Raw genomic sequence first — 26,643 nt, 5'->3', positions numbered from 1 at the left:
TTTGCTTCATTTGTTGTCGTCTAGTTAGCTGTTAACGACACACACAGCAGTGTTTATCCATCGCCATGGTGGCTTTTGACCATGACAAGCGTTTGGCATCAAATCGATGCAGCACGCCAAATTCAACATGTCGGCCAACAATGTAATTCATGCCTGCTAACGCCTGCATCGATGCCATTATGCCCACAGCGGGCCCTAACACTCCCATTTCACTACAGTTTTGACTTAGCAAACTGTCGGCAGGAAATACACAGTGGTAACATCCGTGCGGCCTAGTGTTGGTGCGTGGAATTTTTGTCAACATTGACTCTGGTAAGTAGGCAAACCATTGGCCCTGATCTGCAGAAATTGCCGCGCTGAACAAGGGAAGATGTTGCTCAACCGCGATGCGATTGATTAACTGGCGTGTGGCAAAGTTGTCACTGCAATCAAATATTGCCTGTGGCGATATGGTGTTGAATAACAGCTGATAATTATCCGACGTTAACCGAATTGAATGAGCCGATATTTTGCTGTCGCGATTCCGCTGTTGCAGCTTATCAGCCGCAACATGGGCTTTATTCGACTCGATATCAGTTGGATTAAACAATAATTGTCTGGGCAAATTAGATAACGCCACTTTATCATCATCAATCAAATGTATTTGACCCACACCTGCTGCGGCTAGATATTGTGCCACCAGCTGGCCAAGTCCACCCACACCTACCACAGCAACGTTTGCATTCAACAAGGCAAGTTGCCCTTGCTCAGAAACATCTGCCAATAGCATTTGTTTGGAATAAAGTATGTACTGATGATCGTTCAAACTTGTTTTCACAATGCCTCCTGATAATGTTCTGCGATAATCGGCGTGTGAGTTAACCCCTGTGCATTCACCTCAGTTGATAAACCTTTGAGCATTTTCCACTGCTGGTTTAGCGCCTGATAAGCTGCAACAGGATTGCTCGCTTGGGTAATTGCCCTCACAACAGCCACATCATCCACACCTGTGGCTGCAATATCCTTAAGGCTTTGATAGTCAATTCCACCAATCGCCACCGTTGGAAAATGAGCCTGCAATAACGAGGTATATCTTGCTAACTTTGCTAATCCTTGGGGGTTAGAGGGCATGTTTTTTGTGGTGGTAGCAAAAATATGACCGAGTGCGATATATGATGGGTTAACTTGAGTGGCGAGTAATATTTCAAAATAACTATGGCTAGATAAACCTAAGGCGATTTGTTTTTCGGCTAAAGCCACTAAATCGGCTGATAAAGCATCTTCTTGGCCTAAATGCACCCCAAATGCGCCGTGTTTTAACGCTAACTGCCAATGATCATTAATAAATACCTGTGCATTAAACTTTCGGCCTAATTGAATGGCCTTAATCACTTGTTGCTCAATCCAGAGGACTTTTTGCAGATCATCCCCAAAAGCGACACCTTTATCACAGCAGTCCACTTGTTGCTTAAGCCGCAGCTGCAGCGTTTTACAACCGCCCTGCAACAACGACTCCAACATAGATACACTTGAGACGACGGGATAGACTTCAAGTGGCCGTGATAACTGCGCAAATTGAATGCGTGTTTTTTGGCTGAGAGACTGGCTGATTTGCTGCTCAATACTGGCAAAATCACGCTCAATACATTGTTCATGGTTAACGATTAACGGAGTAATATGCGGCATTAACGCTAGCGAGGTTGGCCAACCCGTACGGGCCAAATAGCCTGGCCCCTGAGCGATTTTAATGCTGTGTTTTAGCCCTTTATTAACATAGGCTTTTGCTAGCACTACCGCATCATGTAACACAAAGTCCTGGGCGACAAAACAGGCAATAGCAGTGGATAAGGTGCAGCCGCTACCGTGATTGTTATCAGTGTCAATTCGCTCACTGCTCAGCACAAAAACACTGTCATTATGTTCAGTGCTGCCGCCCTCAACGTGTTGACAAACATACACATCCATAGCCTTATCTACTTGCCACGCTGCATCACCGCCCTTGGCAACAAGATGACAATCAAAAAATTGACTGACTTGCTGCGCCATCAACACCATTTTACCTAAGGTTAAAACGTTATCGGCTAATGGCGACCTAGGGGTTGCTGATGGAAACACACTTTGAACGCGTATATCGGCATCGACTTGTGGCTTAGCTTGGCCCTTAGCTGGATTGCCTGCTTGGTGTTGAGGTTTAAGCGCCCCCGCTAATGCTACCAACTCTGACTGATTTGGGGTGATCACACTAACAACACCACGAAAAGGCGAAAAATCAAGCGAGTGCTGATTTAACAGCTTGCCACTACTGGCCACCATCACAGGATCTAAAATAATCGGGATTTTTTTGTGCGCTTTAGCGAATGCCGTGGTTAACCACAGTGCCAACTGGTTTACTTGCTGCTGATTGGCAATTAAGCCAATTTTGATTGCATCAGGCGGCATATCTATCAGCAAGGTATCTAATTGTGCAAATAACATTGCTTCTGATACCGCTTCAACTAAGTTCACATTGACCGAATTTTGCGCTGTCAGCGTGGTAATGACAGTGCAGGCATGGCAATCTAAATCTTGAATAGTGGCCAAATCGGCTTGAATACCTGCACCGCCACCACTATCAGAACCCGCTATCGTCCAGACAATTTTGCCAACCGGTGCGTGCGCACTACTGTCCGGTTCAGACGCTGATGACAACGCCGACACATGAGTAGCAGACATTATTGTGCTACCTCTTCCAGTGACTTTTGATGGTAAAGCTTTGAACCCGTCGCTTTAAATTCAGCAGATTTTTGTGCCATTTTCACTGCAATATCATCGGCGGTATGACTGCTGCCTTGGTAAGACTGGTAATCGGTAGGTGATATGACCTCGATAGTTTGCGCGGCTTGTTTTTCAAGGTTTGCGGCGTATTCACGTACATCCTGAGTAATTTTCATCGAGCAAAATTTAGGTCCGCACATAGAACAAAAATGGGCCACCTTAGCGGATTCCTGTGGCAATGACTCATCGTGGTAGGCTCTGGCGGTATCAGGATCAAGTCCTAGGTTGTATTGATCTTCCCAGCGAAATTCAAAACGGGCTTTTGATAAGGCGTTATCCCGTACCTGTGCCCCCGGATGCCCCTTAGCGACATCAGCAGCATGGGCGGCAATTTTATAGGCAATAAGTCCCTGTTTAACATCTTCTTTATTGGGTAAGCCTAAATGCTCTTTTGGGGTGACATAACACAACATGGCTACGCCATACCATGCCATCATGGCGGCACCTATCCCTGAAGTAAAATGATCATAGCCTGGTGCGATATCGGTTGTTTGCGGGCCTAAGGTATAAAATGGCGCTTCATCACAATGGGCTAATTGCTTCTCCATATTGACTTTAATTAACTGCATTGGCACATGCCCAGGCCCTTCGATGATGGTTTGCACATCGTATTCCCAGGCAATTTTAACTAATTCGCCCAAGGTTTCTAATTCTGCAAATTGCGCCTCATCATTGGCATCGGCAATCGAGCCTGGTCGCATGCCATCACCTAATGACAATGACACATCATACGCGGCACACAACTCGCAAATTTCACGAAAATGCTCATATAAAAAGCTTTCTTTATGGTGACTTAAACACCACTTCGCCATTATCGACCCACCACGGGACACTATGCCTGTTAAGCGTTTTGCCGTCATTGGCACATAACGTAATAACACCCCAGCATGGATAGTAAAGTAATCTACCCCCTGCTCGGCTTGTTCAATCAAGGTATCTCTAAACACTTCCCAGGTGAGATCTTCCGCAACGCCATTAACTTTTTCTAGTGCTTGATAAATAGGTACTGTGCCAATAGGAACGGGTGAATTGCGAATGATCCACTCACGGGTTTCATGAATATAGCGCCCAGTCGATAAATCCATCACGGTATCTGCGCCCCAACGAGTCGACCAGACAAGTTTTTCCACTTCTTCTTCGATTGAGGATGTCACCGCTGAGTTACCAATATTGGCGTTCACTTTAACCAAAAAGTTACGCCCGATAATCATAGGTTCAGATTCAGGATGATTGATGTTCAGCGGGATGATCGCTCGGCCTCTTGCCACTTCGCTACGCACGAACTCTGGGGTGATCAAGGCACCAATTTCAGCACCAAAAGCCTCGCCTTGGGCTTTTTGGGTTAATACACTGTCGGTAACTTCTTGTCTGCCCATGTTTTCACGAATGGCAATGTATTCCATTTCAGGGGTAATAATCCCTTGGCGAGCATAATGCATTTGGGTTACCCGCTTGCCCACTTTAGCGCGGCGCGGTGGCACTAAAGCATCAAAACGTAAATGATCTAAGCCATCATCGGCTAATCTTTGCTGGGTAAAATGCGAACTTGCACTGTTAAGCTGCTCTGTATCGTTGCGTTCTTCAATCCAGCTCTGTCTAAGCTTAGCTAAGCCTTCACGCACATTGATGTTTGCCTGTGGATCAGAATATGCGCCTGCACAGTCATAGACTTTAATGGGCGGGTTCGCTTGCAAAATTGGGTGTTGTTCATCCCCCCCCATCAGCGTATCGGTTTGCAGTATTTGACGCATTCCTACGCGAAGATCAGCCCGACTACCTTGAAGGTATATTTTCTCAGAATTAGGATGTTGTAGCGGTTTTAAAGTATCAATAAAAGCTTGTGCACTGGCACGGGTTTGGCGACGATTTGACATGAGCAACCTCGAATTAAATGAGAGAAAGTTGCTTGTCTGGAGGAAAATGTGTTGAGAGCGAGCAATATGAAAAACACATTACAAATCTGTGTTTAACTCAAATTGCTGTCAATAATCAAAAGGGGTAAACACGGGTAAAACTATGTGGATATGGTAAAACCACTCAAGTTTTACGCATGAATAATCACTGAGGATTATTATGCTTGTTACCTACGCAGGTTTTAGCCTGATCAGGTTCAACGGATCCCGAATTAACGGTCTCAGCCTTAATGGCACTCCGACAAGATGGCAGCAGTATAATCAGAATTATTGATTAAAAACAAGTCATACCAATCAGATTAAATATTTATCCCTTTATAATCCATGCACTTTTTTAGCGTTTGTGGTTGTATTCAGATTCACCTCTTATAAGCCTTCTGTTGAAAATATTACTGTTATCCAGCATTCATCACTGAATATTTGCGGGAGTCACTGATTTTGAATTTCACCTCGACTCTGAAGCAGCCATTGGCTGTCACTCGCTGCGGTGTGTGGAAGCAAGTTAACGCTTTGGGTCTGCCATCGGCTAACTTCCAGTTCGGCTTAAATACATGCCTTATCACAGCCCAATAATCGTTAAATAAAGATGGCGATATGTATCAGTGAGGCGCGGGTTAGACTAATTAATCCGCAGCACTAAAGAAAAATGAATTATTTTTCAATAACTGTCGCAGTCTCCCCATTAACCTAGTTATAATTAGCGAGTTTATGTAAACGCAAAGATGCGTAGAATTTTAGGAGATAATTTCCATGCCAGGTTTTGAATTATTCGGTCCAGAAGAAAAGCAGGAAGTCGCTGATGTAATGGAGAACGGTTTTACCTTCCGTTATAACTTTGACCACATGCGCAATGATCGCTGGAAAACTCGCGACATGGAGCAGTTACTCTGTGAAAAGATGAATGTTAAACATGCTCATCTTTTATCAAGTGGCACCGCCGCTCTTCAAACCGCTATGGCTGCTGCGGGTATTGGCGCTGGCGATGAAGTTATCGTTCCGCCATTTACCTTTGTAGCTTCTGTTGAAGCGGTATTCATGGCAGGCGCCATCCCTATTTTTGCTGAAATTGATGAAACATTATGTTTATCGCCTGAAGGCATTGAAGCTGTCATTACGCCTCGCACTAAAGCCATTAACTTAGTTCATATGTGTGGCTCTATGGCAAAAATGGACGAGATTAAAGCCGTCTGTAAAAAGCATAACTTAGTCATTTTAGAAGATGCTTGCCAAGCCATTGGTGGCAGTTATAAAGGTCAAGCATTAGGTACTATCGGTGATGTAGGTTGTTACTCATTTGACTCAGTGAAAACCATTACTTGTGGTGAAGGTGGTGCTGTAGTAACTAACAACACTGAAATCTACAACCACAGCCACATGTTCTCAGATCATGGCCATGACCATGTAGGTAACGATCGTGGTGCTGAAGGCCACCCTATTATGGGCTTAAACTTCCGTATTTCTGAAATGAATGCTGCTATGGGTTTAGCTCAGTTACGTAAGTTAGATAAAATTATCGCGATTCAGCGTAAGAACAAAAAAACCATTAAAGATGCTATGGCGAGCATCCCTGAAGTGACTTTCCGTGAAATTCCGGATCCACAGGGTGACTCAGCAGGTTTCTTAACTTTCTTCTTACCAACAGAAGAACGTACCATTGAAATCAACAAAAAGCTTGCGGCAAACAAAGTTGATGGTTGTTTTTACTGGTATATTAACAACTGGCACTACTTGAAAAACTGGAAGCACATTCAGGAGTTAAAAGCCCCTGCAGCGTTACCGATTATGCTTATTGCCGATCGCCCAGATTATACTCAAATTAAGACACCAAAGTCTGATGCAATTATGAGCCGCACCATTTCTATGCTGATCAAGCTGTCTTGGACTGACGAACAAATTGCAGAACGTATTGAAAACATCAAACGTGCTTTTGCCTAATTAGCCTTTATTTCTGTCACCTCATTTGAGGTGACAGTACTTTTTACAGTAAATATCTCAACTGGAGAGTGTTGTAATGAGTTTTAAAAATTTTAAATGTGTACCAAAAATGATTTTCGGTCGTGGCTCGTTCGTGCAACTTGATGATGTATTAGCTCAAGAACGCAAGCTAGCTGATGATTTTGTGGTATTTCTTGTTGACGATGTACACCAAGACAAACCTTTAGCAGGCCGAGTTCCTAGCAAAAGCCATGACTTAGTTATTTACGTTAACGTAGATGACGAGCCAACAACGGTTCAAGTTGATGCGTTAACCGCACAGGTAAAAGCCTTTAATACTAAACAGCCTGTCAGTGTTGTTGGTTTAGGTGGTGGTTCTACAATGGATTTAGCTAAAGCCGTTTCGCTCATGCTAACTAACCCAGGTAGTTCATCTGAATATCAAGGTTGGGATTTAATCAAAAACCCAGCCATCCACCATATTGGTATTCCTACGGTATCAGGAACTGGCGCAGAAGCATCACGTACTGCAGTATTATGTGGACCGGTGCGTAAGTTAGGTTTGAACTCAGACTACACTGTATTTGATCAAATCATTATGGATTCTGAACTGATTGCTGGTGTTCCTACTGATCAATGGTTCTACACAGGTATGGATTGCTTTATCCACTGTGTTGAGTCTTTACAAGGCACTTACCTTAACGAATTTGCTAAAGCTTTCGCTGAAAAGTCGATGGATTTATGTCGTGAAGTGTATTTAGACGATCATCCAGAAAAAGATGACAAGCTAATGATGGCCTCTTACATGGGCGGTATGAGCATTGCTTATAGCCAAGTAGGTGCATGTCATGCTGTATCTTATGGTTTAGGATATGTACTGGGTTATCATCATGGTATCGGTAACTGTTTAGCATTTGATGTGTTAGAAGAATTCTATCCTGAAGGTGTAGCTGAGTTCCGTAAAATGATGGAAATTCACAACATCACACTACCGAAAAACATCTGTAAAGACTTACCAGACGAAACTATCGCCAAGATGGTTGCTGTGACTAAGAGCATGGGACCACTATGGGACAATGTTTACGGTAAAGGCTGGGAAGAAAAAGTTACCGATGAAATGCTGACTAAGTTGTTCCGTCGTATATAATACCTCTAAGTCATTTTGTCATAAGGGCTCAGATGAGCCCTTTTGTTTACCATTAAAATAGGTTTTTATTAATGAATGTTACTCTATTAATTCCAGCTCGTTATGGTTCAAGTCGTTTTCCTGGCAAACCATTAGCGCCGATTAATGGTAAACCCATGATCCAACACGTTTACGAACGTGCGTCTTTAGCCAAAGGATTAGACAACATTTACGTTGCCACAGATGATGTGCGCATTAAAGATGCTGTTGAAGGCTTTGGTGGCAAAGTGGTAATGACCAGTGCTGATGCGGCATCAGGTACCGACAGAATTAACGATGCAATTAGCCAATTAGGTTTAGCCGACGATGACTTAGTGATTAACCTGCAAGGCGATCAACCACTCATTGACCCTATTTCGATTGAACAAATCATTAGCTTATTTGAACGTCACCCTGGCGAATTTGAAATGGCGACCTTGGGCTTTGAAATTGTCGATAAAAAAGAATTAGATGACCCAATGCACGTTAAAATGGTGTTTGATAATGATTTTAATGCACTGTATTTCTCGCGTGCGCGCATCCCTTTTGGCCGCGACACCCAAGATTATCCAGTCTATAAACATTTAGGTGTTTATGCTTACACCCGCCGTTTTGTTAATGCATTTGCTCAATTGCCACTGGGTAAGTTAGAAGATTTAGAGAAGTTAGAGCAATTGCGTGCCCTAGAGTACGGCCACAAAATCAAAATTGCGATCAGCGCATTTGATTCTCCCGAGGTCGACACACCAGAAGATATTCGTAAATGTGAATTACGTTTAGCCGTTGACTAACAAAATCTTGGAGAGCCATCATGGATTTATCAGGTTTTGAAGTTTGGATTATCATAGGTTTAGTGGTGGGCATTATTGCCAGCAATCTAGCCGTATTAAAATACAGTGCTAAGTTTAAAATGCCACATTTAGGCACTCACAAGGGTAAAAGCATTGTTTCAGAAGATGGCCGCCAAGCCTCTGAGAAACAAGCACCCGATGAAACCGCATCTGAACAACAGAGCGAGGTTAATGCCAAAGATAAGCCATCATCAAAAGTTGATTAATTTAGGCTGTTATGAAATTCGGCCATCATTTGTTGGCCGTTTTTTATTGGTTTTTTATGCTGATTTTTTTGTTGGTTGTTGATGCCAGAACAGTACAAAAAACACTCAACCTTATTGTGATACGTTTAAGTAATGGCTAACCATTCACTGCCAAAAGACCTTGAAACTACTATCAATACAATCAACTCAATCGAATATTCCAAGCTTCTCATGTGATTGAAATGAAGCTTTGAATGATTTTTTACTTCACCATCAATTTTTATACAAACCAGGTAGTAATATGCCCCTTACTGTTACAGATACTAGTCCAGAAACCAGCCCACTTTCTGATGCCATGCAGGCTCGTATAGAACACTCTGAAGCTCGCGTAATTAAAGCCATCTTCCCATCGAACACAAATCACCATAACACCTTGTTTGGTGGTGACGCCCTAGCCTGGATGGATGAAACAGCCTTTATTGCCGCGACACGTTTTTGCCGTAAATCTCTAGTTACGGTAAGCTCTGACAGAATTGATTTTAAAAAAGCGATCCCCGCAGGTAGCCTTGCTGAATTAGTCGCTCGGGTGATCCATGTTGGCAATACTTCACTTAAGGTTGAAGTGAATATTTTTGTTGAAGATATGTATAACGACCACCGCGAGCATGCCATCAGAGGGGTATTCACCTTTGTGGCCGTTGATGAACAACGTAATCCGACTAAGGTGTGGCCTTTAAGCTAACAGTGATAATGCAAGTGGCTTTCTCACTTGACAGTATTACGGAAAATTAATTGGTAGCTGGTATTGCTAGCCAATAAAGAGAAAATCCATCCGCAATCGTTTATACCCAAACAACTTGAATATACGTGTTTCAGAGCTTCACCGTATTTTCAATACTAGGCGCGTTAATGCGGTAATGTAGGTACCTTATAAATTAGCGCAACAACGCTCTTGATTTAAAAATCAGGGGAACACGGTGAAACTCCCTGAGGGCAAGTTTTACACGCGTTTATGCTGCGTTATTGATTTTGAAAAGGGAATAACCATTCCCCGCAATCAATGCCTTGCCTAAACGCGTTTAAATTCTTGCTGAAATCGAGCATCTTCAGGTTGTTTGGGTATATAACACGACTCGGATGGATTTTTTTATCGCCCTATTTTGATCAACACGCCGAGTGTAAATCAAACCTATCGGCATTCATCACCTTGGTCCAAGCGGTGACGAAATCCTTAACAAATTTTTCTTGGTTATCATCTTGCGCATACACTTCGGCATATCCGCGAAGAATAGAATTAGAACCAAATACCAAGTCAACTCGAGTGGCCGTCCATTTTACTTTGCCAGTCGTTCGGTCACAAATTTCATACAGATTTTTACCCGTAGGTTTCCAGCTATAATTCATGTCTGTTAAGTTAACGAAAAAGTCATTGCTAAGTGAGCCCGCATTTTCAGTGAACACACCATGCTTAGTATCGCCATAGTTGGTTGCCATTACGCGCATGCCACCAACTAATACCGTCATTTCATGGGCGGTCAGCCCCATCAGTTGACTGCGATCTAGCAGTAACTCTTCAGCACTAACAACATAGTCGCCTTTAATCCAATTACGATAGCCATCATGCAATGGCTCTAGTACATCAAATGATGCTGCATCTGTCATATCCTCTGTTGCATCACCTCGTCCTGGAGAAAATGGCACAGTCAATTGATGGCCTGCTTTTTTAGCGGCTAATTCAATCCCAAGATTACCAGCAATCACAATTACATCGGCGACACTGGCGCCACTTTTTGTGGCGATGGGTTTAAGTACACCAATCACTTTGGCTAATCGTGTTGGCTCATTGCCCTGCCATTGTGCTTGTGGAGCCAAACAAATACGAGCCCCATTTGCACCGCCTCGGCGATCAGATGCTCTAAATGTTCTCGCACTGTCCCAAGCGGTTGAGACCATTTCGGCAACCGTTAAACCACTCGCTGCAATACTATCTTTGATGGCTTGCACATCGTAATCCACTTTACCAGCTGGTATTGGATCTTGCCAAATGAGGGTTTCACTTGGTACATCCGGTCCGATGTAACAGGCTTTAGGCCCCATATCTCGATGGGTTAATTTAAACCATGCTCTTGCAAATACATCGGAGAAATAATCTTGATCTTTAGCAAAACGTTCTGAAATTTTGCGGTACTCAGGATCCATTTTCATCGCCATATCAGCGTCGGTCATAATGGGGTTATGACGAATAGAAGCATCTTCAACATCAACAGGCTTATGCGCTTCATTAATATTTATCGGTTCCCACTGCCATGCTCCGGCAGGACTTTTCTTAAGCTCCCAGTCGTAATTAAGTAGCATGTCGAAATAGCCGTTATCCCATTGTGTTGGGTGGGTTGTCCACGCTCCTTCAATGCCACTGGTGACAGTGTCACGACCCACTCCGCGTGAGGTTTTATTTAACCAACCGAAACCTTGATCTTCAATATCAGCGCCTTCAGGCTCAGGACCTAATAAGCTGGCTTTGCCGTTGCCATGGGCTTTACCTACAGTGTGGCCACCGGCTGTTAGCGCCACGGTTTCCTCATCATTCATTGCCATACGTGCAAATGTCACGCGCACGTCTTGCGCGGTTTTAAGTGGATCAGGTTTACCGTCAACCCCTTCAGGATTAACATAAATAAGCCCCATCATTACCGCTGCCAGAGGATTGGCTAAATCACGCTCACCTGAATAGCGACTATTAGGGTTATCACTTGGGGCAAGCCACTCTTTTTCAGCGCCCCAGTAAATGTCTTTTTCTGGATGCCAAATATCTTCGCGGCCAAATCCAAAACCAAAGGTTTTCAAGCCCATCGACTCATAGGCGATCGTCCCCGCATAAGCAATTAAATCTGCCCAGCTAAGTTTGTTGCCGTATTTCTTTTTAATTGGCCACAATAAACGTCTGGCTTTATCTAAGTTACCGTTATCAGGCCATGAATTTAATGGTGCAAAGCGTTGATTACCAGTGCTGGCTCCGCCACGACCATCAGCGACACGATAGGTACCTGCTGCATGCCATGTCATTCGGATCATTAAACCACCATAATGCCCCCAATCAGCTGGCCACCAAGGCTGGCTTTGGGTCATTAAGTTGTGCAAGTCTTTTTTTAACGCCTTCACATCAAGCTTTTTGACTTCTTGCTGATAATCAAAATCAGCACCCATTGGATTTGTTTTACTATCATGTTGATGCAAAATATCTAAGTTCAATGACTTAGGCCACCAATCGGTACTCGCCATTGGCTGAGTGGTTGCACCGCCATGCATTACTGGACATTTTCCTGTCATTTCTAATCTCCTATTTGTAAGCTAAATGTCAACTTAATGAGTTTAGCTTTGAATCAAAAATATGCGCTCTCACTTGCATTACAAAAGTTACTAACCGACAACATAAATACACATTTAAGCAACAAAAACAAAAACTTAAATATGAAAAACCTAATCTAAACCAAATGTTAATGTGCATCGATGAGACACTTGCTGAAACGTGATGCGCCTAGCATCTGCAACTTAAAATTAGATAATTTCATTTATTCGAGTTGATTTATGATGATTTTCAGATAATTACTGCTATTTATCGTGATATTGACAACCGCTTTTACTTTATTGAGTGAATAAGTCGCCATCACTTCAATTCGGGACAATAAATGCAGCACTGTTATCAACAAAGACTTCAAGTTTGACTGTAAGTGATTGAATGGAATTATTTTAAATATCCATTTCATCTCTTCATTCAAGTTGCAGTGACTTTAACTATTTTCTATACCCGTTAGCGTAAATTTAAGATCAAAATTGTTTTATTAAAGTAGGTTTTTTAGCCAGTATTGGATAAACACGACATGGTAACTATGAGCAAACAGCCAAAGATAGCCTTCCGCTAACGCTTATTAGACCAAAGTCTAACTTTTTAAAAATCTTAGTTAATTCTGATATAAAGCGTTGGAATTTCCAGTTACTTTTCTGTTACATTGACTTAATCTTCACGCGCAACAACGAAATATAACAGCCATGAAGCTAGAAAATTTAAACATTATTATTGCCGATGACCACCCCTTATTTCGCAATGCCTTACGACAAGCACTAAGCTCAGCTTTCAATAACACTCAATGGTTTGAAGCTGACAGTGCCGAAGCATTGCAACAATTAATGGATAACAATGAAGCGCCAGTCGATCTTATTTTGCTGGATTTGCAAATGCCAGGCTCGCATGGATATTCGACGCTGATCCATTTACGTAGTCACTACCCTAACATTCCTGTTGTGGTGATATCTGCCCATGAGGATATTAATACTGTTAGTCGAGCGATTCATTACGGAAGCAGTGGTTTTATACCAAAATCTTCATCTATGGAGACCCTTGCACAAGCCCTTAATGCTGTGCTTTATGGCGATATTTGGTTACCTCCTGGAACACAAATAGTTCCGGTCAGTGATGATGCAACAGATCAAATGGCCAGCCGTTTATCTGACTTAACACCACAGCAATACAAGGTGTTACAAATGTTTGCCGAAGGCTTACTCAACAAACAAATTGCCTATGATTTTGGTGTGTCGGAAGCCACAATCAAAGCTCACGCCACTGCTATTTTTAGAAAGCTTGGGGTAAGAAACCGTACTCAGGCGGTAATTGCGTTGCAGCAACTTGAAATGGAAAAGGTAAATTTATCTTGATTGAGTTAGCGCAGCTGCCGTTTTCTCAAGCCTGTGAAAATAACCAACGTCCTATATTAGATGTATTAAAGCCTAAACTAACAGACTCGCTTCAGTTACTTGAAGTGGGTTCAGGCACTGGGCAACATGCGACATTCTTTGCCCATCAACTTCCTCATTTAACCTGGCAAGCAAGCGACCAGCACTGCAATATTAACCATATCAATTGCCGTATTAACCATTTCAAGCGATCAAATTTACCTTCTGCTATTGCACTTGATATTAGTCAAACATGGCCAACACAAAATTATGATGCTGTTTTTACAGCTAATACTTTACATATAGTCAACCGGCAACTTGTAGAGGCATTTTTTGCAGGAGTTGCCAAAATCACTCTCACAAATGCAAACCTGTTTATCTATGGCCCCTTTAACTATCAAAAACAATATACCAGTGACAGTAATGCTAATTTTGATATTTGGCTAAAACAACGTGACCCACAAAGCGGAATTCGTGATATTGAATGGATAGTGGAATTAGCAAACGCACAACAATTTGAACTCGTAGAAGATGTTTCTATGCCTGCCAATAATCGTTTAGTGCATTTTATCAAGCGATAATTTCCACTGTTTACTGACTTACTTTTTGACGCAAAAACGGTTAAGTTAAGCATCAATCTTAAAAGCACTACGTAGTTGAACACAAGGAAATATATTATGGGTTCAGTGACCACTAAGAAGCATCCTAATGGCCTTGATTATGTCGAGGTGAACACTGATCTTTGTCAGGCACGTATTTTTATGCAAGGCGCACAAATTGATCAATTTACCCCCACAGGAAAAGCCCCGTTATTGTGGGTTTCAGAAGCTGACGATTACCAAATAGGTAATGGGATCCGCGGTGGTATTCCGGTTTGTTGGCCTTGGTTTGGTATGAATGGGGTTGAAGGTTTTCCGCAACACGGTTTTGCTCGCACACGTATATGGGATTTAGATTCGGTAAAAATGCGTGATCAACTTGTGGACCTAACGTTCAGTTTGAAAATAAGCGAACACGACAAGCAGTATTGGCCGCACGATACTGAAGTCAAAGTGCTATTTACGTTAGGTGAAACCTTATCTGTTAGTATAGTAAACCAAAATAATGCTGATTATGCAGTTAGCCTAACTCAAGCATTACACACTTATTTTCCTGTAAAGGATATTCACCAACTTAAAGCCTCTGGCTTTAGTCAGTCTAAATACATAGAGTTTGGCGAAGGACCCTATAAACAACCGACAGATGATGTAAGTTTTGATAAAGAAACCGATCGCGTGTACACAGATTTATCGTTAGTACAGCATTTGCATACCCCTGAAGGCACGATTGAAGTTAGCCGTGAAAATAGCCGTTCAGCTGTGTTATGGAATCCCTGGATAGAAAAGTCGACTCGTCTTTCACGATTCAAAGCTGATGATTATTTATCTATGGTGTGTTTAGAAGCGGCAAATGTACTTGAAGATAAAGTGACATTAGCTGCGGGTGAGTGTCATATATTAACCACCCACATTCGCTGGGTTTAGCCTTTTTTGATCCAGTAAATCTGTTTTAAACCAAATAGTTTTTTGCATTACTTTTAAAGCCAGAGTTTGATACTCTGGCTTTTTAATTTACCATGACATGTTAATGATTAAAGGCATATTCACCGTTAAACGATTATTGCTATTTGTCCTGCTGATGTTTATCGGTGCGGGTTGGTATGTCAGCCAAAATATTCATCCCATCAGTGTAAAGGTGCTCAATCAACTGCTTGCACCCTATGATATTCAAGTACTTAATCTAGACTCGCAATTAGTATCAATTAATCAATTGCAGATCCCGAGACTTATTCTACAAATTGAAGACAGTTATATCGCGATTCAAGGTTTTGAATTAAGCCTTACTGATACGTTGGCGATAGTACAGAAACAACAGCTCGACCCAAGTGATATCATCAAGCTCAGCAGTCAAAATGTGTATATTGATTTGGGTGCGAGCTTTTTTAATCGCCAACGTCAGCAAAAAGCCGAATCCAGCGCGGCATGGCAACTGGTATTTAATCAAATACCTGATATTGATTTGGGCGAAGTGTTGATAAACCTGCCCGCTATCGCTACAAATAATCCAGCAAAGACAGCTCCAGTGAGTTTTCGTCACAGTTTAAAAATGGATAAGCTAACCCTTAACAATCAGGGAGATCTTAATACGCGGTGGCGATTTGATAATAATGAGTTATTTAATCTTCAAGCTCAGCTTAAACCCAATGCTGTCACTTTTTCATCCAGGCTTAATCTAGAGCAAAGCCAACTAGGGTTAAATGCATTTTCATCATACTTAACGGCAGCGTTACACAAATTAGCGTTGCAAGATAATGAAGTGGCTAAAAACAGTATTATTGTTGAGATTGAACAGCAACTTGCACAAGTGTTATCCCCCATAAATGATCAACAGATCCACATCAAAGGTGACTGGCATGCCACAACGCACTTTGATTTAATCAATGGCGAGATAACCTCTTCAAATCATTTTACAACGTTAGATATTCGTTCAGCACTTTATCCCTGGTTAAACCTTCATCTGCAGGATGAATTTGCTATAGAGGTTTCAGTTAAAGAACAATTGATGCCAGCTGCCATTGGCGCGAACGCGACTGGTAAAAAACCAATAGAAGATATTACGCAATTGGCCTATGGTGCCAAACTTGACTTTACCCCTTTTAAGCAGCAATTTAGTTTTACCCCTGACCAGCTAAAACGAATACTCAATCAATTTTCGTCACCATCACAAGCACATCAGGCTGCTGAATTTATTAATGGCTTGTTACTGTCCAGTTTAGAAGAAAATGTTGCCCAAGTTACGCTTTCAGCCTCATTGCCAGAAGCGAGCACGCTTTGGATACCATTAAGTGCGGCGCAATCCAAGTTAACAGACCCGGCTCCAGCGACACCCACATCGCAATCTTGGCCTATTACTTTTAGCACCCCAAAAATGGATGCCCATATATCCGGAACAATATTAAATAACCAACTTAGCCTGAGCCAATTAAAGCTTAATAGTCTAGGTGAAATCCACTTTGCCTTAAATAGTGAATTTTCGCTTCAACAACCAACGGATATTGTGAGCTTATTATCGCCACTGCAAGCAGAGCCTTTATCCTTACGCTTACCTATGGATGAATTATCATTAGGCAAAGGGTTAGTGAGATTGGCTGCCGATTATCATCGTGAGTGGGTTAATAATGGCTTTGATGAGGTATTAACCATACACCCATCAAGTAAAGTCATACTAGATCAGCTTCAATTAGCTAAAACGACTAACAAAGCGCCTGAGTCGCAGATGCAGAAAGTGATCAGTGATTATGCCGAGATACAGCTAACCAAAATCAGTCAGATAAAGGTTAACCATAACAGTGTTCAGCTAAACATTCCCCCTGTGCTGGCATCTTTTAACAAGGTAGCTACCTTGCTATCAAGCCCAACAACCAAGCAACAAATTAACGCTGAAAAAGCGCAGTTTACTTGGCAAACACCAACTGCGTTTACTTTTTCATTGAACACAACTTTGTCACTCCCTGAACAACTACTGGCGCGCAGCAGTAATCATTCTCTCGACACACGCTTTGAGCAATTGAAAGTCACTAAAACGCCATTAAAACAGCGCAAACAAACTTTGCTTAATTTAAATCAATTGGCCATTAATCAGCAGTTCAATATCCACAACGGCTTAATACAAAGTGATGATAAATGGCAATTTGATACTATCCACGCCAGCAGTCAACATTACTTTCAACCCCAATTATTTTCGTTAGCAGGACAATGGCAGCTAGAAACTGATATCACTGCCGCTTTACCTACAATAATTAAAAATCAAAAGTTACCATCGGGTTTCAATATCGAGGGATTAATAACGCTCAACAGCAGCTTTTCAATGAGCCAGCGACAAGGGGTTAATTACTTTGAAATGTTGCTAAAACCAGAGATAGAGAAGCTCAATGTTGACTATATTGACCAATATATTAGCGATACAAAAATTCACACAGAGTGTAAATTTACTTGGCAGCAAGCAATGACTGAAGCCGTTTCATTCAGTCAACTGAGTTGCCCTCAAACACGTATCAATATTGCTAATGGCCGCTCAGGGATCATCTTCAAAGATGTGCATATTCTCGCAAACTTAGATTTAACAATGGATCCTGACAAGCCATTGAACAACTGGCTGCAAAAACTGACTGGATTAAGCCATACCGACGTAAGCATGACCATGTCGGGTGATGCACTAGAAGGACAATTTTTAATTCCTGAATTTGTATTTAAGTTGCAAGACAGATCGCATGGCTATTTATTATTACAGGGGTTAAGTTTAGAAGCATTACTGACACAGCAGCCGCAAGTGGGTGTGTACGCCAACGGTACTTTTGATGGTGTCTTACCTTTAGAGTTAATTAACGGCGAACTGACCATCACAGGAGGTCACATTGCCGCTCGAGCACCTGGAGGCTTGATAGAGGTAGCAAACAGCGAAGCTATAGAGCAGTTAAAACAAACCCAACCTTATTTGGATTTAGTATTCGATGCCTTAGAACATTTGAATTATCAACAACTGGCAGGCACGCTTGATATGCAAGCTAATGGTGATGCGCAATTTAATATCGCCGTTAAAGGGAAAAGCCAAGATATCGTAAGACCCATTCATCTCAATTACACCCATGAAGAAAATTTGATTCAATTATACCGCAGCACCCAAATTGGTAATCAGCTACAATCCAATATAGAAAAGTCTGTTAAATAAGGAAGATACTTTGAAATTTGCCGCAGCCCTGACCTTAAGCGTGTTACTGACCAGCATAATGACTGGCTGTACACCTACAGTAAAAATCGAGCCACCAGATAAACCAATCGTGATTAATTTGAACGTCAAAATTGAGCATGAGATCAGAATAAAAGTCGATAAAGAACTCGATAACTTATTAGAAAATGAACAACTATTTTAATAGGAATACATATGAAATCCGCCTTTTCGACGCTATTAATCAGTCTACTATTTTGTGTAAATGCTTGGGCAATGACACTGCAAGAAGCTAAATCTAGTGCATTAGTCGGGGAACAAACCGATGGATATTTAGGAGTGGTTAAATCTTCAGTTGAAATTGAAGCTCTGGTCAAAGATATCAATGCAAAACGTTTACAACACTATCAACGTATCGCAACTAAAAACGGCTTAAGTACTGCAAGCATTGCCAAATTAGCTGCAGAAAAAGCTATCGCTGCGACAGATAAAGGCCATGTTTATCAGGATAATAATGGTCAATGGCAAGTCCGAAAGTAAATTAAGCCTGCTGGCTAATCGACATTAGCCAGCAAGCTACACACTTACACTCGCAGGGCTTACATCTAGTCGCTTAAACTGGATTCACTACATCGACAAAATGATGGATTAAGCCAAACTTCTCCGCGATGTGCTCACCTAAAGCTTGTATCCCATAACGTTCAGTCGCATGGTGTCCTGCTGCAAAATAATGAATATTCTGCTCCATTGCACTGTGATAAGTTCGCTCTGAAACCTCACCGCTAATAAAGGCATCAACCCCCATAGCTACAGCATGATCAATATAGTCCTGCGCACCACCCGTACACCAAGCAACCGTATGAATAGGCTTAGTGCAATCACCAATATGTAATGCTTCTCGCTGGAGAACTCGACTAATGTGAGTGTTAAAGTCGTTAGCAGACATAGGTTGCATTAGATGACCATGCCACAACAAATCTTGCGGAACATCTTCATATACGGCTGGATTTAAAATACCTAACTGTTGTGCCAGCTGAGCATTATTCCCTACCCCATGATGTGCATCTAAGGGTAAGTGATAGCCAAATAAACTGATGTCATTATCCATTAAGGCTTTAATGCGTTTGTACTTCATTCCGGTTAACACTTCAGGCTCATTTTTCCAAAAAAAGCCATGGTGAACCAATATCGCATCGGCATTTAACGCAATAGCTTGTTCAATTAACGGCTGACAAGCCGTCACCCCGGTAACGATTGTGCGCACACTGTCTTTGCCCTGCACTTGTAATCCATTTGGAGCATAATCTTTAAATTTGGCTACATTCAAAAACTCATTCAAGTACGATGACAGTGAATGACGATCTATTTCGTTATTAGTCATGCTGGTAATCCGTTCTTTATCCTGGGTTGCTTAAACCATTTTAGCGTATCCACTAATCAAGTAACACCCTCTACCTGAAGCCTGTTGATCTTTGCTCGTTGAAATGCTTCGAATAAAAATCTGAATTGAATCAGTGAATTTATGCTTAGTCATTTAAGCAACTCTTCATTCACAAAGGTGCATACACAAAGATCCATTCAACAAAGAATAAAACTCTTTTTTGCCGCTCCCTTAGTGCTGCATTTGTTGGCCATTTCTGCGTTATCGACTGTTAAGTTAATAACATCGCTATGTCCCAGCCTTGTTAAAATGACCAGTTATATGCAACAACAATAACCTTGGAAGGTTAACAAGCCCAAAGCATGAAAAATGATTCATTTGAGTACGTTAATGCTTAAGCCTAGTATGAATTAATTTTTTCAATTGTGTCAGGGACGGTATATGAAACATTTAGGACGATTTTGGATATTAATGTTCAGCATTCTTGCTGCGATAACCTGTTATGCAATGGGGTTCTCATCTGGTATCAGCGCTTTTATTGGCTTAGGCATATTATTCGAGGTGTTGTTTTGGGGGCTTATTATAGTAAAAAAGCGTCTACCAAATTCCTCACTAACCTGCGCTCAAGTTAAGGGATTTGTTAAGTAAAAGTGTAACCTTGTAACACTAAAACTGCCCTAAATTGGACTTTTAGGCTATTTAACCTATAAAATTAGCTGAAACCAAAAAAGTCAGTTAGATAAAAATAGGTTAAATTATGACAACATTATCAAAGGAAGACGTGATCAGTTCATTGCAGGCAGCATTGGAAAAACAGTCAGGCACTGCGGTTAATATTGAGCAATCAGGAAGTTGGTATAAAATTGACGGCGGAAAATCCGTTCGTTTTAGTGAGCTTGAGTCTATGCTCGCTGAAATGGGTAACGGTTCACAAACTGTTGCGAAGACGGCAACAAAACCTGCAGCAAAAAAAGCCGCGGTGACAAAAACCAAGTCCGTTGCGACTAAAAAAAGCGCTTCAGCCCCTGCAAAATCTGCCCAAACAGGTAAAGGTTCAGGGTTAACCCCAAAGGAACTCTGGCGCGCCAAACTTGAAAATGCCAAAGGCAAAAATACCCTGCCACGGGGTTTTTAAGCTGATTTGAACACCTGTAATAAAGGCGCTTTATGCGCCTTTATTATTTTTTATTACATTTTTAACAACTTACATTGCCAAGTCGACTCTGACATAACCCTGTAAATAAACCACTCTGACTTCATCCCCTGCATTAAACCTCATGCCAGGGTCAAGGTCTTGAATGATCATGATCTGGGTCCCATCTTCTTGTTTAATCATCATTTCGACTAGTTTGTATTCAAGATAATATTCTTGATTACCATATTGATTCGCAATGCCGCCACCCAATAACGCCCCAAGAACAGTAGCCACATCTTGTCCCGAACCACCACCGAATTGATGGCCAATAACACCACCAACCAAGGCACCACCAAAGGTCCGCCAGCCTTGATTCCTATCCTCTACCAGTTGCTTTTCGGTGATATTTTTAATCGACTCAACATGGCCATATAACACCTTTTCAACTGGAACAGCTTGGTTTCTGTCGTAGGCCGACAGTGCAGGCAGGTTTACACTGCCAGCGCATAATATTATCAATAAAAAAGCAGTTAATTTACGACCTAAGATGTTCAACATAGACTTTTTCCGCTAACTTAATAATAAGGTTTATATGCTAACTATAATCAATTGTGAATTCACTGTCTTATTTAAATGAATTAATCAACTTTCCCGCCCCTGAAGAGGCATTAGCGGAACCCAATGGCTTGCTTGCTGTTGGCGGAGATTTATCCCCAGCAAGGCTTCTAGAGGCTTATTATCACGGTATTTTCCCATGGTTTAATGCCGATGACCCCATCCTATGGTGGTCTCCTAGTCCTAGGGCTGTTTTTGTACCCAAGTTAGACTTTGGCAGCAAGAGTTTAAGGAAAACCCTCAAAAATGCAGCATGGAAGTACACCATTAATCATGCTTTTTTAGATGTAATGAGCGGTTGTGCTCAACCAAGAGCCAATCAACAAGGCACTTGGATCACACCTCAGATCCAAATGGCATATTACGAACTGCATTTACAAGGTTTTGCACATTCATTTGAAGTGTGGGACGCGGATAGATTAGTCGGTGGTTTATACGGCATCCCGATAGGGAATGTATTTTGTGGTGAATCCATGTTTCATCGACAAACAAATGCATCCAAAGCGGCATTTACCCTGTTAAATCAGCATTTAGCAAAACATGACTTTGCATTGATTGATGCGCAGCTTATTAACCCTCATTTAGTCAACTTAGGTGCAAAAGCGATTAGTCGAGAATCATTTCTGTCAATTTTAAGGCAAACGCGCAATAACTTGGTTGCCCCCGAAATGTGGCTAAAACAAGAGGTAAAATTTGAACTCTAAATCCATATCAGTTGGCATAAGCAAACCATTCGATTGCAGCTACATCGATGGCAATCAAGAGCAGCTTCTGGTTATTCAAGAAGATCAGCTTGATGCCCAGCTATTTGAGCAATTGTTGTCGATGGGATTTAGACGAAATGGTAATGCCATATACAAACCTCGTTGCCCACAATGCCAAGCTTGCCAGTCGATAAGAGTCCCAGTTCACAGCTTCAAATTGTCTAAAAGGCAAAAAAGGACATTACGAAACAACCAACTTTTACATTGGAAAGTGGTGACAAAAACAACACTTGAACATTACGCACTGTATGCTCGTTACATCAATGCTCGGCATCATGATGGGCCTATGTATCCCCCTAGCCAATCCCAGTTTGACGATTTTTTGCTATGTGATTGGTTACCGCCTACTTTCATCGAACTTTATGATGCAGATAAACTGATCGGTGTTGCGGTGACCGACAACCTAACCCATAGTCTATCCGCCATATACAGCTATTTCGACCCAGAATATGAAAAACATTCATTAGGGTCATTAATGATTTTAATCCAATGTCAATTAGCAAAATCTTTAGGAAAACACTTTGTCTATCTGGGCTATCAAATCGATGAAAACCGAAAAATGTCTTACAAGCGTCAATATCGCCCATACCAAATTTTAACCCCAGAAGGTTGGCAAAATGGTGAACTAGTTAACCCTCTTTCGTGTTAACGGCCTTTACAGCAAGGCGATTTTACGGCATGATACGCCCGATTTTCATATTTGAAGGCTAATGGGATAATTTATTAATGGCGAAAGAAGACAACATTGAGATGCAAGGCACTATCCTTGAGACCTTGCCAAACACAATGTTCCGCGTAGAGCTTGAAAATGGACATGTGGTGATAGCCCACATTTCTGGCAAAATGCGCAAAAACTACATCCGTATTTTAACGGGTGATAAAGTCACTGTTCAGTTGACTCCTTATGATTTATCTAAAGGACGTATCGTCTTCCGCGCACGTTAATGATTATAGTTTTCGTATGAAAAAAACCGACACAAATGTCGGTTTTTTTATGCCCTTTTTTTAGTGTTTATTTTGTTTAAACTACTGCACTCTAATCCATAACCCCGGCTTTATAGTCTTAACTCGAATTAACAGTACAATAACCTTAATTTAGCGCGCTAATATTCAGTCATCGACAGTCAAACTTGAGTTTTGTGCTGATAACAAAGCTTATTTACACGTCAATTGCTGGCCTGTTGCAATTCAGGTCAACACTGTCAGTGGCTAATATGTATTTCATCTTCCGAGTTAAGGTGAATGAAATTGATGGCAATAAATAGCCTTAATCTAAAGCAAAAAAAAGATGGCTTAAGCCATCTTTCTTCATTAACACATTTTCCGTTAAGACACTTTTTCCGGCGTTTCACAATCAATATGAATTTCACCATTTTTAACGTCAATATGTGCAATACCACCCGCTTCAAGTTTTCCGAATAAAATCTCATCCGCTAATGGACGTTTAATCAATTCAGTCACCACACGGCTCATAGGACGAGCACCCATGTTTTTGTCATAACCTTTCTCAGCTAACAAGGTACGCGCCTCATCGCTCACCTCAAGTACCACACGCTTATCATCTAATTGCGCTTGCAGTTCAACTAAGAACTTATCAACCACTTTGGCAATTACCGTCATATCTAAGTGGTTAAACCATACGATAGAATCTAAACGATTACGGAACTCTGGTGAAAATACCTTATTAATTTCCGCCATCGCATCTTGAGTATGATCTTGTTGCTGGAATCCAATCGACTTGCGAATAGTTTCCTGCACACCGGCGTTAGTGGTCATCACTAAGGTCACATTGCGAAAATCTGCTTTGCGGCCGTTATTATCGGTCAAGGTACCATGGTCCATTACCTGTAATAACAAGTTATAAACTTCAGGATGCGCCTTTTCAATTTCATCCAGTAACACCACGCAATGTGGGTTTTTAATCACCGCATCGGTTAATTGACCACCTTGATCATAACCAACATATCCTGGAGGCGCGCCAATAAGACGAGAAACGGCATGACGCTCCATGTACTCGGACATATCGAATCGCACTAGCTTCAAACTTAACGCAGCAGCTAGCTGATTAGTGACTTCGGTTTTACCTACACCTGTTGGCCCTGCAAATAAGAAACTGCCCACGGGCTTTTTATCGCTACCTAAACCACTACGAGACAATCTAATAGCAGCTGACAAGCTCTCAATCGCTTTATCTTGACCGAACACAACCATCTTAAGGTTACGCTCGAGGTTTTTGAGTAAGTCCTTGTCAGACGATGACACGGATTTTTCCGGAATACGGGCTAACTTAGCAATAATGGATTCGATTTCAGCCTGCCCTATGGTTTTTTTGCGCTTGCTGGCTGGCATCATCACCATTCTCGCACCCGCTTCATCGATCACATCAATGGCTTTATCGGGTAAATGCCGATCATTAATGTGCTTTGCAGATAAAATGGCTGCGCTGCTGATAGCCGCCTGGGTATAGCGAACGCCATGGTACTCTTCGTATTTTGATTTTAGCCCCATTAAAATTTTAGTGGTTTCAGCCACTGAAGGCTCATTGACATCAATTTTTTGGAATCGGCGAGCAAGCGCACGATCTTTTTCAAAAATACTTTGGTATTCTTGGAAAGTCGTTGAGCCCATGCAGCGTAATTTACCGCTGGACAATAATGGTTTTAGCAGGTTTGAGGCATCCATTACCCCACCCGAAGCCGCGCCCGCACCAATGATGGTATGAATTTCATCAATAAACAAAATCGCATGATGATCCGCAGCTAATTCTTTGAGTAAACTTTTAAAACGTTTCTCAAAATCACCACGGTATTTTGTACCAGCCAACAAAGATCCCATGTCAAGTGAGTATACCGTCGCATCGGCCATCACATCAGGCACCTGACCATTCACAATACGATACGCCAGACCTTCGGCGATTGCGGTCTTACCGACACCCGCTTCGCCCACTAACAACGGGTTGTTTTTACGACGGCGACATAAGGTTTGTACCGCTCGTTCAACCTCTGCATCACGGCCGATTAATGGATCGATCACACCGTCTTTTGACAGCTGATTCAAATTAGCCGCAAATTGCGACAACATGCTACGCTCTTCTGGAGCATCGGTTGAATCATCGATATTTGAATTATCACTGTCTTCCGCTTTGTCTTCATCTTTTGAAAAACCATGGGAAATATAGTTAACCACATCCAAACGGGTGATTTCGCAGCGGCGCAACAGATAAACAGCTTGTGACTCTTGCTCACTAAAAATGGCCACTAGCACATTAGCGCCTGTGACTTCATTGCGACCTGATGATTGAACATGAAATACGGCGCGCTGAAGCACACGCTGAAATCCTAATGTCGGTTGAGTTTCTTTGTCTTCGGTGTTTTCTGCAATAATTGGCGTGGTTTGTTGAATAAAATTATGTACTTCATCACGCAATTTATTAATATCGGCTCCACAGGCAATTAACGCCTCGTAAGCGGCTGGGTTATCTAATAACGCTAATAATAAATGTTCTACCGTCATGTATTCATGACGCGAATCTCTAGCTTGCTGAAACGCTAGGTTCAAAGTGACCTCTAAGTCTTTGTTCAGCATAAGCACCCCCTAAATTAACCACAAACAGCAGAGTAAGATTATTCTTTCTCTAAACTACACAGTAACGGATGTTGGTTTTCTCTTGCAAATTGATTTACTTGTAAAACTTTAGTTTCTGCAATGCCAAATGGATACACACCGCATAATCCTTTCCCTTTGTGGTGAATGGCCAACATAATATCTACGGCCTGTTGCTCATTCTTATCGAAGAAACGTTGTAGGACTTCAACAACAAAATCCATTGGTGTGTAATCATCGTTATTCAGAACCACTTTATATAAGTTGGGTCTTTGTAAGTCTGATTCAACTTTTTCTTCGGTTTTTTCAATGCTGCCTATTTTAGCCATGCTCTAATACTAGCCTCTCATTTCAATGCCGACCACATGATAATATTAAATTAATTAAATGTTGTCTTTTTGTTAATTTATGCTTGACTTCTTTTCGTACAAATTTCATTCTGTTTGTCAGGCGGCAATTCAAGACCGCTGAATAATAAGTTTTACTATCTTACTGGTAAGTAGACAAAAGAAGGAAGTGGAAGTATGGCAAGCGGAACTGTAAAATGGTTCAACAACGCCAAGGGATTCGGGTTTATTTGCCCAGATCAGGGTGGCGAGGATGTTTTTGCACATTATTCAACCATAGAAATGGAAGGTTATCGAACGCTTAAAGCGGGACAACCGGTTTCTTTTGAGGTAGAAGCAGGCCCTAAAGGGATGCATGCATCAGCCATTTCACCAACTAATTAGTTAGGTGAGACTATAAAGCAAAAAGACAGGGATTTTAATCCCTGTCTTTTTATTTAGCCAAAATAAAGCTTCAAAAAACA

24 protein-coding genes and 1 riboswitch are annotated in these 26,643 nt (G+C 41.7%); of the genes, 16 read left to right on the top strand and 8 right to left on the bottom strand.

Going from position 1 to position 26,643, the window contains the following annotated elements:
• Positions 1–31: 31 nt before the first annotated feature.
• From IEY03_RS01415 to thiC, 3 genes are read right to left on the bottom strand one after another with little or no spacing between them, the layout of a single operon-like run.
• A complete protein-coding gene (locus IEY03_RS01415) occupies positions 32–817 on the bottom strand; it encodes a HesA/MoeB/ThiF family protein (RefSeq protein WP_188839549.1) in 786 nt (261 codons plus the stop codon).
• Positions 814–2,691 (bottom strand): bifunctional hydroxymethylpyrimidine kinase/phosphomethylpyrimidine kinase, encoded by a 1,878-nt coding sequence (locus IEY03_RS01410; protein WP_188839548.1) that lies wholly within the window; start codon positions 2,689–2,691, stop codon positions 814–816. The genes IEY03_RS01415 and IEY03_RS01410 overlap by 4 nt, the downstream gene beginning before the upstream one ends.
• Entirely contained in the window at positions 2,691–4,667 is a 1,977-nt protein-coding gene (gene thiC / locus IEY03_RS01405; RefSeq protein WP_188839547.1) for a phosphomethylpyrimidine synthase ThiC, read from the bottom strand. Before thiC ends, IEY03_RS01410 begins: the two co-directional genes overlap by 1 nt.
• Positions 4,668–4,857: 190 nt before the next feature.
• A riboswitch (TPP riboswitch) is annotated at positions 4,858–4,957 on the bottom strand.
• Positions 4,958–5,456: 499 nt separating this feature from the next.
• Here thiC and kdnA point away from each other — a divergent pair.
• The 5 genes from kdnA (at position 5,457) to IEY03_RS01380 (ending at position 9,584) form a co-directional block, all read left to right on the top strand.
• The gene (gene kdnA, locus IEY03_RS01400; RefSeq protein ID WP_188839546.1) at positions 5,457–6,641 is read left to right on the top strand and encodes an 8-amino-3,8-dideoxy-alpha-D-manno-octulosonate transaminase KdnA; all 1,185 of its coding nucleotides are present in this window, start codon (positions 5,457–5,459) and stop codon (positions 6,639–6,641) included.
• Positions 6,642–6,717: 76 nt separating this feature from the next.
• Positions 6,718–7,788 carry a 3-deoxy-alpha-D-manno-octulosonate 8-oxidase KdnB gene (gene kdnB, locus IEY03_RS01395; RefSeq protein WP_188839545.1) on the top strand — a complete coding sequence of 357 codons (1,071 nt, stop codon included), beginning with the start codon at positions 6,718–6,720 and terminating at the stop codon, positions 7,786–7,788.
• Between the two features lie 71 nt (positions 7,789–7,859).
• A complete protein-coding gene (gene kdsB / locus IEY03_RS01390) occupies positions 7,860–8,597 on the top strand; it encodes an 8-amino-3,8-dideoxy-manno-octulosonate cytidylyltransferase KdsB (RefSeq protein ID WP_188839544.1) in 738 nt (245 codons plus the stop codon).
• A gap of 20 nt (positions 8,598–8,617) precedes the next feature.
• Positions 8,618–8,863 carry a DUF2897 family protein gene (locus IEY03_RS01385; protein ID WP_188839543.1) on the top strand — a complete coding sequence of 82 codons (246 nt, stop codon included), beginning with the start codon at positions 8,618–8,620 and terminating at the stop codon, positions 8,861–8,863.
• A gap of 280 nt (positions 8,864–9,143) precedes the next feature.
• Positions 9,144–9,584, top strand: a complete 441-nt coding sequence (locus IEY03_RS01380; RefSeq protein ID WP_188839542.1) for an acyl-CoA thioesterase — start codon at positions 9,144–9,146, stop codon at positions 9,582–9,584.
• Between the two features lie 422 nt (positions 9,585–10,006).
• Here the strand turns inward: IEY03_RS01380 and katG are convergent, their stop codons facing one another.
• Positions 10,007–12,169, bottom strand: a complete 2,163-nt coding sequence (gene katG, locus IEY03_RS01375) for a catalase/peroxidase HPI (RefSeq protein WP_188839541.1) — start codon at positions 12,167–12,169, stop codon at positions 10,007–10,009.
• A gap of 720 nt (positions 12,170–12,889) precedes the next feature.
• On the opposite strand from katG, the gene IEY03_RS01370 reads away from it, so the two are divergent.
• From IEY03_RS01370 to IEY03_RS01345, 6 genes are all read left to right on the top strand, one after another.
• Positions 12,890–13,552, top strand: coding sequence for a response regulator transcription factor (locus tag IEY03_RS01370; RefSeq protein WP_188839540.1), 663 nt, complete (start codon positions 12,890–12,892; stop codon positions 13,550–13,552).
• Positions 13,549–14,151, top strand: a complete 603-nt coding sequence (locus IEY03_RS01365; protein WP_283103296.1) for a DUF938 domain-containing protein — start codon at positions 13,549–13,551, stop codon at positions 14,149–14,151. Before IEY03_RS01370 ends, IEY03_RS01365 begins: the two co-directional genes overlap by 4 nt.
• A 96-nt stretch (positions 14,152–14,247) precedes the next feature.
• Positions 14,248–15,093: a D-hexose-6-phosphate mutarotase gene (locus IEY03_RS01360; protein WP_188839539.1), complete on the top strand. Its 846-nt coding sequence runs from the start codon at positions 14,248–14,250 to the stop codon at positions 15,091–15,093.
• A 103-nt stretch (positions 15,094–15,196) separates the two neighbouring features.
• The gene (locus tag IEY03_RS01355; RefSeq protein ID WP_188839538.1) at positions 15,197–18,337 is read left to right on the top strand and encodes an intermembrane phospholipid transport YdbH family protein; all 3,141 of its coding nucleotides are present in this window, start codon (positions 15,197–15,199) and stop codon (positions 18,335–18,337) included.
• A 58-nt stretch (positions 18,338–18,395) separates the two neighbouring features.
• Entirely contained in the window at positions 18,396–18,539 is a 144-nt protein-coding gene (locus IEY03_RS01350) for a YnbE family lipoprotein (protein ID WP_188840017.1), read from the top strand.
• Between the two features lie 11 nt (positions 18,540–18,550).
• Positions 18,551–18,874, top strand: coding sequence for a YdbL family probable chaperone protein (locus tag IEY03_RS01345; protein ID WP_188839537.1), 324 nt, complete (start codon positions 18,551–18,553; stop codon positions 18,872–18,874).
• Between the two features lie 73 nt (positions 18,875–18,947).
• Here the strand turns inward: IEY03_RS01345 and IEY03_RS01340 are convergent, their stop codons facing one another.
• On the bottom strand, positions 18,948–19,700 hold the full coding sequence (locus IEY03_RS01340; protein WP_308424614.1) for a Nif3-like dinuclear metal center hexameric protein: 753 nt from the start codon (positions 19,698–19,700) through the stop codon (positions 18,948–18,950).
• 772 nt (positions 19,701–20,472) lie between these two features.
• On the opposite strand from IEY03_RS01340, the gene IEY03_RS01335 reads away from it, so the two are divergent.
• Entirely contained in the window at positions 20,473–20,850 is a 378-nt protein-coding gene (locus tag IEY03_RS01335) for a hypothetical protein (protein WP_188839535.1), read from the top strand.
• A gap of 69 nt (positions 20,851–20,919) precedes the next feature.
• On the opposite strand, the gene IEY03_RS01330 is transcribed toward IEY03_RS01335, so the two are convergent.
• Positions 20,920–21,408: an outer membrane lipoprotein gene (locus IEY03_RS01330; protein WP_188839534.1), complete on the bottom strand. Its 489-nt coding sequence runs from the start codon at positions 21,406–21,408 to the stop codon at positions 20,920–20,922.
• Between the two features lie 53 nt (positions 21,409–21,461).
• Between IEY03_RS01330 and aat the strand changes: the two genes are divergently transcribed.
• The 3 genes from aat (at position 21,462) to infA (ending at position 23,174) form a co-directional block, all read left to right on the top strand.
• Complete coding sequence (gene aat, locus IEY03_RS01325; protein ID WP_188839533.1) at positions 21,462–22,169, top strand: leucyl/phenylalanyl-tRNA--protein transferase; 708 nt, start codon at positions 21,462–21,464, stop codon at positions 22,167–22,169.
• A complete protein-coding gene (locus IEY03_RS01320; RefSeq protein ID WP_188839532.1) occupies positions 22,159–22,878 on the top strand; it encodes an arginyltransferase in 720 nt (239 codons plus the stop codon). Before aat ends, IEY03_RS01320 begins: the two co-directional genes overlap by 11 nt.
• Positions 22,879–22,955: 77 nt before the next feature.
• On the top strand, positions 22,956–23,174 hold the full coding sequence (gene infA, locus IEY03_RS01315) for a translation initiation factor IF-1 (protein WP_011496276.1): 219 nt from the start codon (positions 22,956–22,958) through the stop codon (positions 23,172–23,174).
• Positions 23,175–23,555: 381 nt separating this feature from the next.
• On the opposite strand, the gene clpA is transcribed toward infA, so the two are convergent.
• Together clpA and clpS are read right to left on the bottom strand one after the other, a co-directional pair.
• Positions 23,556–25,814 (bottom strand): ATP-dependent Clp protease ATP-binding subunit ClpA, encoded by a 2,259-nt coding sequence (clpA, locus tag IEY03_RS01310; protein WP_188839531.1) that lies wholly within the window; start codon positions 25,812–25,814, stop codon positions 23,556–23,558.
• Positions 25,815–25,852: 38 nt separating this feature from the next.
• Positions 25,853–26,161, bottom strand: a complete 309-nt coding sequence (gene clpS, locus IEY03_RS01305) for an ATP-dependent Clp protease adapter ClpS (protein ID WP_188839530.1) — start codon at positions 26,159–26,161, stop codon at positions 25,853–25,855.
• A gap of 195 nt (positions 26,162–26,356) precedes the next feature.
• Here clpS and cspD point away from each other — a divergent pair, with 195 nt between their 5' ends.
• On the top strand, positions 26,357–26,563 hold the full coding sequence (cspD, locus tag IEY03_RS01300; protein ID WP_188839529.1) for a cold shock domain-containing protein CspD: 207 nt from the start codon (positions 26,357–26,359) through the stop codon (positions 26,561–26,563).
• Positions 26,564–26,643 lie beyond the last annotated feature (80 nt).

Source organism: Shewanella aestuarii, from assembly GCF_014647215.1.
In the GTDB taxonomy this organism is placed as follows: Bacteria; Pseudomonadota; Gammaproteobacteria; order Enterobacterales; family Shewanellaceae; genus Shewanella; species Shewanella aestuarii.
The sequence above is the reverse complement of the archived record's forward strand: the minus strand, read 5'-3'. Positions and strand labels throughout refer to the sequence as shown.